12 protein-coding genes are annotated in these 12902 nt (G+C 52.7%); 2 read left to right on the top strand and 10 right to left on the bottom strand.

Annotation, left to right across the window (positions count from 1 at the left end):
• Window positions 1-67: 67 nt before the first annotated feature.
• From P404_RS0115210 to P404_RS17735, 9 genes are all read right to left on the bottom strand, one after another.
• Entirely contained in the window at window positions 68-1177 is a 1110-nt protein-coding gene (locus tag P404_RS0115210) for a glycerol dehydrogenase (protein WP_026831209.1), read from the bottom strand.
• 103 nt (window positions 1178-1280) lie between these two features.
• A complete protein-coding gene (locus P404_RS0115205; RefSeq protein ID WP_026831208.1) occupies window positions 1281-2108 on the bottom strand; it encodes a sugar phosphate isomerase/epimerase family protein in 828 nt (275 codons plus the stop codon).
• Complete coding sequence (locus P404_RS17745; protein WP_201770347.1) at window positions 2056-3054, bottom strand: DUF6005 family protein; 999 nt, start codon at window positions 3052-3054, stop codon at window positions 2056-2058. Before P404_RS17745 ends, P404_RS0115205 begins: the two co-directional genes overlap by 53 nt.
• Complete coding sequence (locus P404_RS0115195) at window positions 3051-3308, bottom strand: hypothetical protein (RefSeq protein ID WP_026831207.1); 258 nt, start codon at window positions 3306-3308, stop codon at window positions 3051-3053. The genes P404_RS17745 and P404_RS0115195 overlap by 4 nt, the downstream gene beginning before the upstream one ends.
• Window positions 3305-4513 (bottom strand): AMP-binding protein, encoded by a 1209-nt coding sequence (locus P404_RS0115190; protein WP_026831206.1) that lies wholly within the window; start codon window positions 4511-4513, stop codon window positions 3305-3307. Before P404_RS0115190 ends, P404_RS0115195 begins: the two co-directional genes overlap by 4 nt.
• The gene (locus tag P404_RS18420; RefSeq protein WP_026831205.1) at window positions 4500-6149 is read right to left on the bottom strand and encodes an IucA/IucC family protein; all 1650 of its coding nucleotides are present in this window, start codon (window positions 6147-6149) and stop codon (window positions 4500-4502) included. The genes P404_RS0115190 and P404_RS18420 overlap by 14 nt, the downstream gene beginning before the upstream one ends.
• Window positions 6106-7833 (bottom strand): IucA/IucC family protein, encoded by a 1728-nt coding sequence (locus P404_RS17740; protein WP_051590528.1) that lies wholly within the window; start codon window positions 7831-7833, stop codon window positions 6106-6108. The genes P404_RS18420 and P404_RS17740 overlap by 44 nt, the downstream gene beginning before the upstream one ends.
• A 94-nt stretch (window positions 7834-7927) precedes the next feature.
• Window positions 7928-8845: an ABC transporter substrate-binding protein gene (locus P404_RS0115175; protein ID WP_026831204.1), complete on the bottom strand. Its 918-nt coding sequence runs from the start codon at window positions 8843-8845 to the stop codon at window positions 7928-7930.
• An 87-nt stretch (window positions 8846-8932) separates the two neighbouring features.
• Window positions 8933-10417, bottom strand: a complete 1485-nt coding sequence (locus P404_RS17735) for a helix-turn-helix domain-containing protein (protein ID WP_051590527.1) — start codon at window positions 10415-10417, stop codon at window positions 8933-8935.
• 104 nt (window positions 10418-10521) lie between these two features.
• Between P404_RS17735 and P404_RS17730 the strand changes: the two genes are divergently transcribed.
• Both P404_RS17730 and P404_RS0115160 read left to right on the top strand, forming a co-directional pair.
• Window positions 10522-11529 (top strand): FecCD family ABC transporter permease, encoded by a 1008-nt coding sequence (locus tag P404_RS17730; RefSeq protein ID WP_034774575.1) that lies wholly within the window; start codon window positions 10522-10524, stop codon window positions 11527-11529.
• Complete coding sequence (locus P404_RS0115160; protein ID WP_026831203.1) at window positions 11529-12524, top strand: FecCD family ABC transporter permease; 996 nt, start codon at window positions 11529-11531, stop codon at window positions 12522-12524. Before P404_RS17730 ends, P404_RS0115160 begins: the two co-directional genes overlap by 1 nt.
• 41 nt (window positions 12525-12565) lie before the next feature.
• Here P404_RS0115160 and P404_RS0115155 read toward each other — a convergent pair whose 3' ends face one another.
• Complete coding sequence (locus P404_RS0115155) at window positions 12566-12883, bottom strand: antibiotic biosynthesis monooxygenase (RefSeq protein ID WP_026831202.1); 318 nt, start codon at window positions 12881-12883, stop codon at window positions 12566-12568.
• Window positions 12884-12902: the final 19 nt, after the last annotated feature.

The following is a 12902-nucleotide window of genomic DNA, read 5'->3' as shown; positions in this document are numbered from 1 at the left end:
ATACAACACGCTCTCATTTTAGAATTAAAATCAGGGAGTGTCCGCTGTTTGAATACATAACGTCAAGTCAGTTCTTTAGTTTTGCCTGATACGCTTTTGAATAACGATCGGCTGCAATGATCGCATCCGCCACTTCGTCCGCCGTGACAGCAAAACCACTGTGGATCGTCTCTCCTTCAGCCGTCGCTGCCTGACCGACTTTCAGGATGTCTTCGCGAGAAGCGTCTTTCAGTTTCACGTCTTCGAGCGTGACCGGCAGACCTAAATCCATATAAAACGCGATGTAGCGCTCGATCTCTTCTTGAGGATGTTCTTCAAGTGCCAACTGAACAAGTGTACCAAATGCCACCTTTTCGCCGTGTGTCAAATGGTGGATGTCCCCGTCAAGTGCCGTAAACCCATTGTGAATCGCATGAGCCGCTGCGAGTCCACCACTTTCGAATCCGAGTCCACTAAGCAGGGTATTCGCTTCGACGACGGCTTCAAGCGCCGGGGTGACGACTTTCGCCTGAACGGATTCGTAGGCGAGGCGTCCATGTTCAAACAGCACTTCTTCACAACGTTTTGCGATTGCTTCTGCCGCGATCGTCGGGCGCCCCCCCGCCATCGTCGAACCTCCAAAGGCAATGACACTACGGACTTCGACCCATGTCGCCAGTGCATCGGCAATACCGGACGCAAAGAAGCGGGCCGGTGCTTCGGAAATCAATTTCGTATCAACTAAGACGAGATCCGGATTTTTATTATAGAAGCGGTAACTCTCAAAAATGCCTTCATCGGAATAAATGACGGATAACGCACTCGTCGGCGCATCGGTCGACGCAAGTGTCGGTACGATGACGACCGGGTGATGCAGTTCGTCCGAGACGGCCTTCGCTGTATCGAGCGTCTTCCCGCCGCCCACACCGATGACGAACTGGACACCGACGTCTTTCGCTGCGGAAGCAATCCGTTCGACCTCATGCCGCGAAGCTTCCCCACTGAAATCCGCTTTCTCAATCTTGATGCCAGCCGTCGCTAGTGACGTTTTTACTCGTTCCTCGACAATTCCCCAAACGACATCGTCGGCAATGACGAGGGCCGTCTCACCGAATGGGCTCACGTATGTACCGAGCCGGTCGATGACATTTTTTCCTTGGACATACTTTGCTGGACTGATGAATACACGTTCTGACATGATCAACATCCTCTCAAGAGTAAACCAGGCGCAACGAACAATAGACTTACATTATGTTCCATTCCTTTTCAGTCACTTCGCTAAACACTGGACTGTGTGAACATTAGATGAACTGGGGAACACGCAGCGTCAATGCTTTTGCAATCAAGCGGCGGTCGTTTGCGACACTTTCATCCGGGGCGTCCCCGAACCATTCAAGACTCGCCGTTTTGTGGATAAGGATCGAACCCAGTTCGCTAAAAAAGGTCTCGTAGTCGACGATGCCATCAAACAACGGGACCATTCCGTCTCGCGTCCCGCTTGCCGCATAGACGTTTTCCGGCGCGAACACAGAAAATTGATCCATCCGGGCGATACTCTTTAAATGCAGATGCTCGATGATGGGCTCGAGCCGGAGATAGGAACTGACCGGATCGGCACCGGATTCGACGACGTGCAGAACATCAAAATTAATCCGGCATGCGGGATGATTGACTTCTCGCAACAATCGTTCCGTTGACTCAATCGTATCGGCCGCTGTGTTCGGATGAATTTCAAGTAAAACCAACTGGTTGTTTTGATCGAGGATTTTGCAAATGCCGCTCAGTTGATAAACAAGGCGCGCCCGTTCTGCTTCAGTGAGTTGATGACTGGCCTTGTTTCCCGCAAAAATCCGAATCCGGCGCGTTCCGATTCGTTGTGCCAGGTACGATAACTCCTTTGTTTGCTCCAACAAAACCGATAAAGGGGCATCAAACGAAACATAATGACTGAGCATACTGACTTGAATCGTACTTTCCTGTAAGGCGGTGATTTCGTCTGCCCGCAGGTGTTTCGCATGGACACCCCAAACGTCCATCGCGTCGAACTGTTCCGTCGCCGCAAAGGTCAACAGGTCTTCAAATGAGCGTAGATGATGGCGGTAGCTGATCGTACAAAGTGCAAGTTGCATCCGTGTCCCCTTCTTTCTGACGATATTGGCTGAACAAGTCGACGAGCTTCCGTTTGATGGTGTCTTCTGATGTCGTCTGTGCCGCAAGCAAGTCCTGGATTTCCCTTAGGACTGCGCTGTCGCGTGTCACGCTGTATTTAATCGCCCGATGCTGAATGACCGTATATTGATGGACAAGCCGTTCGATTTGGTCACACCAGTCTTCAAAATCGGAAGTCACGAGATCGATCGCTAGGTGTTCATAAAAATAGGCGAAGGCATGCTCATAGGCGTACTTCCGAATCGCAATGACCGGCAGTTGTTTTAACGCAGCCGGCAGCCGGTCCGGAGTCTCGATATGATGCAGGACGATTTGTTCTACCGCTTCCGTCAAGGGATGATGTCGCTTGAGACCACTCATGAAATAGGCCGAAACGGTTTCTGCGTCCGGCAGCTGGACCTGACTCGAATCAAACCAAAACCCTCCAGAAACAGTGGGCTGATTAATCGCCTGGATGATCCGCATCCGATCAAATTCCCCTTCGTACCGGAAATCCGGGTCCAGCATCTGCCACGTCTCCTCGTCAGCGGTCGGCTCGAGCATCACATAATGTGGAAAGACGTCATGGTGGAACTTATTTTCCCGCTCCGGTAACCGGGCGAGATCCAGCATGACGATGATGGATTGTTCTGGTCGTTTCGTCGCCATCAACTCGTCCAGACGCGCAAGATTTTCCGCTTTTGATCGGCTCGGCTCATACCAACGATGGACCGTGATACCGTACAGCAAACGATACCACTCAAGCATCGCTTGATGATCGATCCGTTCGTCATGATGCGACAAGATAAAGTCAGGTGTCACGGCAAAATCCGCATCCCAGACCCCAAAATAATACGGGCGATGGTCGGCTTCCGACCGTTTGATCGTTTCACAGACGCAGCTGACGAGACAATGCACCTTAATCATCGGAGGACCTCCTTTTTCTGAAGTGACTGAAGGAACTGGTCGACCGTCATCTGCGGAAGCTGACCGAGTTTTTCATCGGCCAGAATCAAATCCAGTTCAAGTTCGAGATGGACGAGCAACTGTAACAGGCGCATCGAGTCGAGTTGCAGCTCGTCACGAAGGCGTTCCTGTCCCGTCAGTTCTTCCGGCAGCACGACATCCAGGTGGTCCCGGACGAGTTGCCGAAATGCCAGGTGATTGAGTACTCGCTTCATGACGTCACCCCCAGTCGGATCCGGCTCACTTTTCCGTTCGGTAATTTTTCAATTGCCGGGACAAACGTCCAATCGGTCGGACATTGATGTGGGGCGAGCTGTTCCCGGCAATAGTGCCGTAACGTCTCTTCCGTCGCCGTGCTGACGAGTTGCACACAAACCCGTTCCCCCTGCAGCCGATCACTTCGTTTAAAGACGACGGCTTCTTCGACGTCGACGTGACGTAACAACACATCCTCGACGTCTGCCGGATAGACCGCCAAACCGGACACGTTGATCATCTCGTCCAGACGACTGAGGAAAAACAGTTCGCCGTCTTCCGACTGACTCATCAAATCCTTTGTCCCGATCCATATTCCATCCGATTTGACCCGTAATTCCGCCGGCTGATCGCTTGTTCCGGTCTCGATTTGCAGATGTGGTAACGGATAACCGATTGCTTGCGCGGTTTTAGGCGCAGGATGTAAGGCGATACAGCCGACTTCCGAACAACCATATTGTTGCAGGAGATGATCCGTCACGTTCTGAATTGCTTCAAACCAGACGGCAGGCAACGTCATTCCGGAGATCATCACCGCGAACAGCCGTTGTTTAAATTGACTGAGCAGATAAACAAGTCCCGGTCCGGCATACAAAATCGCGTCCGGGTGTGTCTGACAAACCTGTAAGACATGGCGTGGCGACAGGTTTTCGAGAATGACCGGTGTCGCGCCGCGATGCAACGTCGCGAGGATACCACAAATCAAGCCGTAGGAATGCGACGTCGGACAGGCGACGATCGTTCCGGTCGTGCGTGGTAACGGAAAACATTGATCGTATGCGGTCAACTCCTGCTCAATCGATGCCCATGTCCGGTGAATGACTTTGGCGTCTCCCGTCGTCCCGGAGCTGAACTGGATCAGTCCACCTGGACGAGGTTTCGCTGCGGTCAAGCGGATCGGTTGCTGAAAATCGTGATAGACCAAATAATCGCACCCGGCTTGTTCGGCCAGACGGCGTGCTCCTGCTTCCGGTAAATCAGGATGAAGCGGTACGACCGTCCCATTGATTCGTTTCATGTACAGGCAAAACGCAATCCAGCTCGCAGCATCCTTCACGCAGACGGCGACGACCGTCCGAGCAGGATCCGTGAGCCAGCTTAATCGACAGACCGGATGATCGGTCAGCATCTGTTCGGTGTAAATCGTTTCTTCAATGTATAGCATACGTTTCGCTTCCTTTCTTCGTTTCTGCCGCCAAGGGATTGCGGACAAGATGTTGGGTCTGAGTTGTCTTGAATTTCCGGGTGACCAGCGATTCAGCTTGAATCATCGGCGCGTCCAGCTCGAGAACAGCGAGACGGTCCGGTGGCAACTGCAGTCCGGCGAGTGTCTCGACGACCCAATCAAAAAACGTCGCTTCTTTTAAGCCGTACTGTGCCTCCAGCTGATGTGATAATTCCGTCAGATGGAAGACAAACACCGTATCCATGATGAGTTCACGTAACGCTTCGACGTCTGCCATCTCATAATACGTATTCAGTGACGAACGAAAAGCGGGATGAATGGCTTCAAAATCAGGTATGTCCTCCCGTTGACGGACAAACGATGTGACGTACTCGACGCTGTCGTGAAAGTCCCGGACGATCAGTCGCGTCGGCCACCCGTCCTCTAACACCAGTAAGGTATTTTGGGCATGTGCCTCGATGGCAATCCCTTCTTCGATCAGCAACTGAAAAACCGGTTCTAGATACACGCTCAGAAACTGTTTCAGCCAGGGCTCGAGACCGTATGTCTTCACCCAAGGATCCAGAAACAGTGCCCCGGTCGTTTCACGGAGGGGTAGTGCCGTCAAGGGGACGACGGTTTCGTTCGCCGTCACGTTTGCCAACACATTGTCACGATAAAGGCAGCCGATCCGTCCGGATAATCGTCCGTCTTCCGTCTCGACGACCTGACTGGCAAATTCACGCAGTAAGGTGACATGTTTCCCGTCTGTCCAACGGGTCAACCAGTCCGATACAGAAGGTGCCGCCATGATGTTCGGGACGGTGAACGTCCGCCGTGCTGACGTCTGCATCAAATCGAGCGGAAATTTAAGATGCGGTACATCCGGTGCCTCCGGTTGAAAGACCGTCCGGATCGACTGGGTCGCTTGAAAATGAGGACCCGTTTCCCCAAGATCGATTCCTCCGCACCGTTCGACTTCCCGCTCGACCCGCGCCCACTGCCATGGATGGACGGGCAGGATCTGGTAGTTTTCCCACTTACTCGTCAAGCTTGTCAGTCTGGTCTCTAATTGGGCCAGGATCGTTCGACCAAACGTCTTCTCCATCACCCCGTCCATCCGTGTCGCACGGACGACTGAAGTCGGAAGGGCGACGAACCGTAATCGGAATCGTTGTCCCGCTTCCGGTCCATATCGCCAATGATCTTCGTTTGAGAAGCCGATCCGTGACTTAAAACAGGGATGATACGGATGTCCTTCGACTAACGCTTGTTCCAATACTTCATACGACAAGTTCGTTCGGGCGACGATCAGTCTTGGACAGATTTCATCCAACTGAACCGTCTGCTTCAGTTCTTGTCGCAATTGGTCCTCGATTTGAAAGCAATCGAGCACATGCTTAAGCGTCAGCGGTTGGACTTGTTGGTGTTGTGTCAAGACGGCCGTCTCGAGTTCGAGCCAGACACGGTCGAATGCCCCACGTCCACCCTCGATCGTCAGTTCGTAGGGCGGTCGGACGAACCGAAATGTCGTTTTCCCCTTTGGTCGCCGGTGTTCGATGAACGGCTCGATCCGTTCGAACAGGATCGCTTCAAGAAGTTGTTTGCAGACACGTCGTTCGCTCAGTCGTGACATGGTACCCCTCCCGCTGTAATGGATTATCGATATCAATGAAGATGACCCGTTCCCCGCTGACTTCCAGTTCGTCAAGTGCATGCAGGCGCGTCAACAAGTTTGCCTTGTAAGGTAACGTCTGACGCGAACGGAGATACTCGATCCAGTCTTTTCCGAGTCCGAATAACATCGCTTGTCGGTCGTCGAACCAATTCCCGAGCCAATCGAGCAACTCTTGTTCCGGCAAAAGTCCATCACGGTCGAACCGATGAATCAGACCCGCCAAGTGATTCCAGATCACGTAATAGGTCAACCGTTCTTGAATCGTCGTTTCGTCATAAAACAGATCTGGTGCCTGTGCGAGTGAGGGTTCCAGTCGTATTAACCGTTCTTCATGTGACCGGGCGAGATAATATCCTTGATTATCGCGGAACTGATAGCTGACCGGACGTCCCTGTTCGACGCGGATCAAACTGTTCTGTTGGTGCGCTTCGAGAGCAATCCCGTAAGTCTCATACAATTCAATCAGCGCTCCGGCGGTCAGTTCGATATACGCTGCAAACCACTCCCAGGCAGCTTCGTCTAACGATTGACCCGATTGTCTGGCTTCGTGGACAAGCGACATCAAGACAGATGGTTCTTGATCGAGCGGTTCCTGAACGAGTGCCGCGACGTTGATCGCATCGCCTTGCGCTTCGCGGTAGATGACCTCAAAACCGGATTCTTCCGCCTCCGTCCGAATCGTCGCATAGGCCGGATCGTGCGTAATTGAAAATCTCTTTGGCAACGTCAACTGTTCAGCGAGACGTCGCATGACGAATCCCGCCGTCAGTTCGTGCCGTTTATTGACCCGGCGCGAATTGGTGACTTGAACCGGAATCGAAAACTTCAGCATGTGCGACCGATCCGCTTGCAGGACTGTCCGGATCGAGGATGTCGCGAAGTACATCGGACCCAGGCGGCCGAGATGGCGGAGTTGGTTCGTCGCGAGCAACTGTTGCACGGTCGGTTGCAACAAAAGATGTTGTGCCTGCAAAGGATGCGCGGGTAACAGGCGTTCTGACGCTGACAGTGCCACTGCTGATCCGAGTTGCTTCCGCATCTGTTCGCTGATCCATTGATCCGTCGCACTGGCTTCCGTCAGCAGGGACTCATCAACCGCAAAATAATCGAGTTGAAACCCGTTCCTGAATTCCGGTGCATACGCGACTTGCTCCCAGTCATGCATCCCGACCCGGCTTTTCGGCGTCGGGTGGAACCAATGTCCGAACCGGACCGTCTGCTCGTGTTCAAGAAACGTCTCAGGACAAACCGGCTCGTTCAGCTCATGCGCGATGATGTGACACATACCCCGGTGACTGTCGAGAACCCGGTACAATAAATCCGTCACGCCGGGAGCAAGCCGTTGCAGATGTTGGCAACAAGCGATAATGAAAGTCAACGGTGCTTCCTCTGTCCACCCGCTCGTCGTTTGCCGGTAAATCCGTCCGATTTCGTGACGACCGATCCGTGAACGGCGGCGGATTTCAAGGACGTAGACGGTCCCAACGTCGATCCGGCAGGCGGTATCACCGAACCGGACATTCTCCTCGTCTGTTGGAATGAACCACTCGATCATGTCGATTTCACGGAGGTAGCTGTTGCCGAATGCTTGGAGCGTTGCATGGGTTGCAATCTCTTCGGTTCGTTCTGTACGTGTCGTCATGACTGTCACACTCCTTCTAACAATTGATAATCATTCTCACTCTTGAAAAAGAGAAAAACGGGTTTCCCCGTTCTTTCTCCTGCTCTTCATCTGGTCATTTCAATAAGACGTCTTCCAGTTCCATTAATCCTTTTTGGCGTTCGATTGGATCCCAGAAGCCCCACGTCGTCGACAATTGATGGACTTGATCTTGTTTGACTGCTGTCAGCCCTTTCCAGACCTTCCCGTTCGTCACTTCATCGTAGTACGGTCCACTGTTGAAGTACGACAGATCAATGATGTGGTCGGGATTGTATTTCGCCAGTCCTTCGATCGAAATGTTTTCCCCGAAGTCTTTTGGCAGACCTTTCGTCGGTGTCAGCCCGATATCATCAAACAAGAGCGAGTTCGTCGCGTGGTTCGTCAGACCGTAGACACGAATATCTTTTTTGTTGACCGAGACCGCCATAAACGTCTCGTCCTTGACGTTTTCCTTAATCCGTTGACCGATGTCTTTTGCTTCTTTCGCCAAGTCATCGATGACTGCCTGTCCTTCTTCTTTCTTGTTGACCGCTTCCGCAACCTTTAGGTGATCCTCTTTCCAGTCACCCCCCACCTCGACGACGACTGTCGGGATTGTTTTAGCCAGTTTGTCATACAGCGGTTTGTACCGGTCACTGATGATCAACAAGTCCGGATCCAGTTTGACGATTTCTTCCGGATTGATTTCGTCCGCGTACGGCAACGCCTTCGTTCCTTCGAGTTCTTTCGTCAAGTGTGGTGGAAACTCATTATCGTACGCCATCACGGCATACGGTTTGACACCGACGGAGACGAGCGACCCTTCCCACGATACGTGCGACAGGACAACCACTTTCTTCGGATCATTCGGAACTTCCGTCTTTCCAAAAATATGTTCAACGGTGTGGACGGCGGCTGCTTTTTTTGTCGGTTGTTCGCTTGCCTCGCCTCCACAGGCGGCTAATACAACACACGTCGCGAGGACTGATGTGACACTGATGATTTTTTTCATGTGGTTCTTTTCCCCTCTCACTCTCGTTCTTCATTAGTAATGATAATCATTATCACTAAAGAGCAACATGGACGAACCGATCAACTTTCATGGACAAATCAAGCGTGGTTCATTTTCGATGTAGTCTAACAATTGCTTCAGCATGTGGGTGCGCCCGAGTGGTCCCCAAGGATCCCAATCAACGCTGTCCGGATAATGGACTTGATGGCGCCTGACCGCCTGCAAGGTCTGCCACGACTCTTCTTGCTGAATCCGCTCGACATCAACCGGTTGACTCCATAAGATCAGCAGGTTTTCGGGATCAACTCGTTGTAACGTCTCCAGCGTGACAATCTCATAAATGGTTTCCGGTAATCCCGGTGCCGGTGTCAGACCCAAATCATGAAATAAAAAATCGAGCATTGTATGTTGCTTCGTCCCGTATAACCGCACCTCATCCGGTCGAATCCAGACGACAGCCCATGTTCCGGTCTTGTTCCACGTCAGACGTTCCTTGACCGTTTGTTCGAGCGCTGTAATCTGCGCGACGATCGGCTCGATCCGGTCTTCCCGATTCGTCGCGACGGCAATCAGTCGGAGATAGTCACTCCAGCAGGTTTGATGCGGCAGTTCAAGGACATGGTCCGCCGGCAACCAGCTGATATCCTGTCCCTTCTCTAAACTCGGTGTCTTGATAATCAAATCGAGTGCCGTCGTCTCGAACCATTCCCGTTGAAGCGGTTGATTGGCGTCGTACAAAAGGGTTCCGTCCAGTCCGGTCAAAAACACGGGTAATCCGCTTGCTCCGTATTCCGTCGGATAACTCGGTGCCAGGATCGGTTGCAGACCAAGTGCCAACAGATGATCCTGCAATAAGAGGCGGCTGGCAATGCCGATCCGGGGCGTAATCCGTTGTAAAAAATAGGTCGGCGACAAGCCGGTCCGTTTTTTGAAGAGGCGGCTGAAGTAAAATTCGTCCTGCAGCCCCACTTTTTGTGCGATTTGCGCCAACGTCATCTCGTGTGAAGCGAGCATCCACTCCTTTGCCGTGCGAATCCGCAGTTGCGTCACATATTCTTTTGGTGTTGCGTGATACCGCTCTTTAAACAGCCGGTTAAATGTCGGGACCGACATTCCGAGATCAAGCGCCAGCTCATGGACGGACCGTTGCATCGACAAGTCCTTCAGCCACGAAGCGACCACTTCCTCAAACACATGATTCTCCTGTTCGCGGCTCAATGTCTCAAGCAATTGATACAGAATTCGTAGTTGAGTCAACCCTTCCTGTTCCGAAGTCGGGCTGACATGCAGTTGCCGTAACCAGTCATGCAGGATGCCTGCATCTTGTCGGTACAGCGCACACCGGTGTCCTGTCAACGTCAGGTGATAGAACAAACAGGTTTCTTTTACAGTTGGCAACACCTCATCGATTTGTTCGATCCAGACGGCGTCGCCCGGGTATAATCGGTGCCGGTTGCTGTATAAAAATCCGCTCCCCGCAACGACAATGACCAGTCCCGGCTTGACTGATCGCCGGTCGCCTTCAAGCAACCAGTGCTTCTCGATTGGTAACGGTTTGATCTGTAACTCCATCCTGCCCACTCCTTAAAAAAACATTTGACAAAAAATTGGTCTTCGATGTACGTTTAATCGCGTTGATAATGAATCTGATTCTCAATTAAAAAGGAGAGACGTCTATGACTACATCCGTTCGACCACGCTCAATCCTGACGATTGTTGTTCTCACGGTTGGACTGCTCACGCTACTCAGTACACTGTCCTTGTTTTACGGTGCCGTGCCGATTTCCCGGGCGACCGTCCTCGCCTCGTTTCATGCCTTTGACGCCGGTAATCTGCAGCATCAACTCGTCCAAGAAGTCCGGCTTCCGCGTCTGATTTGCGCCGGGCTTGTCGGCATTGCACTGGCGCTGTCGGGAACGATGATGCAAGGGTTGACCCGGAATGCGCTGGCTGACCCCTCCCTGCTTGGCATCACCCACGGAGCGGGACTTGGAGTCGCCTTGTCGCTAGCCTTTGTCTCGGAGCATTCATTTGTGACTTCGCTTGCCTTTTCGTTTGGCGGCGCTGCACTTGGAACAGCCGTCATTCTGCTGATCACGGTGTTTGCCCGCGGTCGCTTTTCACCAGTCACGTTGACCGTAGCCGGTGCGGCACTGAGTGCTTTATTCAGCGCCTTGTCGACCGGCATCACTCTGTTTCACCAAGTCGCCCAAGATCTCAGCTTTTGGTATGCCGGCGGGTTATCCGGGGCAAAATGGGCGCACGTGTTTGTCTTGCTTCCGGTCGTCCTGCTTGGACTCCTCATTTCCTTACATATCGCCCGCAGCATGACCGTCCTCTCGCTCGGAGAAGATGTTGCGACCGGGCTCGGTTCCTCGTTGACGAAAGTCCGGCTGCTTGGATTTTGCAGCATCGTCCTGCTTGCCGGTGTTGCCGTGTCGGTCGCCGGTGTCATCGGCTTTGTCGGCTTGATCATTCCCCATATCAGCCGCTTTTTAGTCGGAACGAACTATTACCTGTTGCTACCGGTCAGCGCTCTGTTCGGCATGACGTTATTGATCGCTTCCGATTTGCTGGCGCGCATGATCAATCCGCCGTTCGAAACCCCGCTTGGAGCCGTCACCGCCTTGGTCGGGGTACCCTACTTTCTTTATCTCGCCCGCCGAAAGGAGTTGTCCGTCTGATGGATGTCTGGCATGCCGTAAAACAGGCGCGATTGACGCTGGTTTGTTTATGTAGTCTGCTCATTTTGACATTCGTGTACAGTCTGTCGACCGGAATTCTTCCCGTTTCGTTTGGTGCGATCGGCCGAACGTTGATCGGACAAGGGACGGAAGCGGAACGATTGATTCTCATCGATCTCCGGCTACCGCGGATGTTGCTCGCCTTGTTGATTGGTGCCGGACTGGCTGTCTCCGGGACATTACTTCAAGGGATGTCACGCAATGCCCTCGCTGATCCCGGCATTCTCGGAATCAATGCCGGTGCCGGACTGTTCGTGGTCTTGACGCTGTTTTTCTTTCGCTCCGCTACACATCAACTTCCGGTTCTGCCGTTCGTCGCTTTTTTCGGTGCGACGCTTGTCGCCTGGACGATTTACCGGTTGGCGGGAAAAGCGGTCCAACCGGGACGTCTGTTGTTGGTTGGGGTCGGAATCAACGCCCTCTGCGGCGCTCTCTTGATCATTTTTCAGTTGAAGATGGATCCTCGCGATTTTCAGCAGGCGACGGTCTGGTTGACCGGAAGCATCTGGCAGGCAGATTGGTCATCCGTCTTGACGCTTGCCCCTTGGATCGTCAGTTTGGTGCCGCTTGCCTTTTTACACAGCCGGTCGTTGAATCTGTTGCAACTGAGCGGCTCGCTCCCGCAGACGTTAGGACTCCGAGTCGAACGGACACGGAAACGGATTTTATTGATCGCTGCCGCACTTGCCGGTTCCTGTGTCGCTGCCGGTGGCGGAATTTCCTTTATCGGATTGCTCGCCCCGCACATCGCCCGGCGTCTCGTCGGACCAAATCATTACAGTCTGATTCCGGTCGCCGCCCTGCTCGGCAGTCTGCTCGTGTTGCTCGCCGACTTGATCGGGAAAAATCTGCTTGCTCCGGCCGACATTCCGGTCGGGATTGTCATCGCAATTCTTGGGGCACCTTATTTCATCGTATTATTGTTCCGAAAATAAAGGCAGACCGATCTGTCACGAATCGACGGATCGGTCTTTTTTTAACTTTTTACTTTTTGACCAAGGACCTCGTAATACTGCTGGTCACTTCCTAAAATGAACGACGGCACCGGTTGACCACGACGTGCACGGTGACCTGCAAGATGGACGTCACTCGTCTCCCACGCTTTCCAGTCGTCTTCCGACTCCCAGCGAATCAGTACGATGACTTCTTCCTCGCCCCGCGTCCGCTTTTTTTGCAGGACACTGAGATCGATGAAGCCGGGTTGTTGTTCGATGATGCCTTCGCCTGCGAACCGTTCAATCATTGACTCGGCATGACCGGTTTCCACCCGGATTGTTTTAAGTTGAATAAACAGAAAAACCACTCCCTTTTAA

The sequence above is a fragment of the Exiguobacterium antarcticum DSM 14480 genome (assembly GCF_000685865.1).
GTDB classification, from domain to species: domain Bacteria; phylum Bacillota; class Bacilli; order Exiguobacteriales; family Exiguobacteriaceae; genus Exiguobacterium_A; species Exiguobacterium_A antarcticum.
The sequence above is the reverse complement of the archived record's forward strand: the minus strand, read 5'-3'. Positions and strand labels throughout refer to the sequence as shown.

Coding starts and splice junctions, on each gene's coding strand:
- P404_RS0115210 (WP_026831209.1), bottom strand. CDS start 1,177: ATGTCAGAACGTGTATTCATCAGTCCAGCAAAGTATGTCCAAGGAAAA.
- P404_RS0115205 (WP_026831208.1), bottom strand. CDS start 2,108: ATGCAACTTGCACTTTGTACGATCAGCTACCGCCATCATCTACGCTCA.
- P404_RS17745 (WP_201770347.1), bottom strand. CDS start 3,054: ATGATTAAGGTGCATTGTCTCGTCAGCTGCGTCTGTGAAACGATCAAA.
- P404_RS0115195 (WP_026831207.1), bottom strand. CDS start 3,308: ATGAAGCGAGTACTCAATCACCTGGCATTTCGGCAACTCGTCCGGGAC.
- P404_RS0115190 (WP_026831206.1), bottom strand. CDS start 4,513: ATGCTATACATTGAAGAAACGATTTACACCGAACAGATGCTGACCGAT.
- P404_RS18420 (WP_026831205.1), bottom strand. CDS start 6,149: ATGTCACGACTGAGCGAACGACGTGTCTGCAAACAACTTCTTGAAGCG.
- P404_RS17740 (WP_051590528.1), bottom strand. CDS start 7,833: ATGACGACACGTACAGAACGAACCGAAGAGATTGCAACCCATGCAACG.
- P404_RS0115175 (WP_026831204.1), bottom strand. CDS start 8,845: ATGAAAAAAATCATCAGTGTCACATCAGTCCTCGCGACGTGTGTTGTA.
- P404_RS17735 (WP_051590527.1), bottom strand. CDS start 10,417: ATGGAGTTACAGATCAAACCGTTACCAATCGAGAAGCACTGGTTGCTT.
- P404_RS17730 (WP_034774575.1), top strand. CDS start 10,522: ATGACTACATCCGTTCGACCACGCTCAATCCTGACGATTGTTGTTCTC.
- P404_RS0115160 (WP_026831203.1), top strand. CDS start 11,529: ATGGATGTCTGGCATGCCGTAAAACAGGCGCGATTGACGCTGGTTTGT.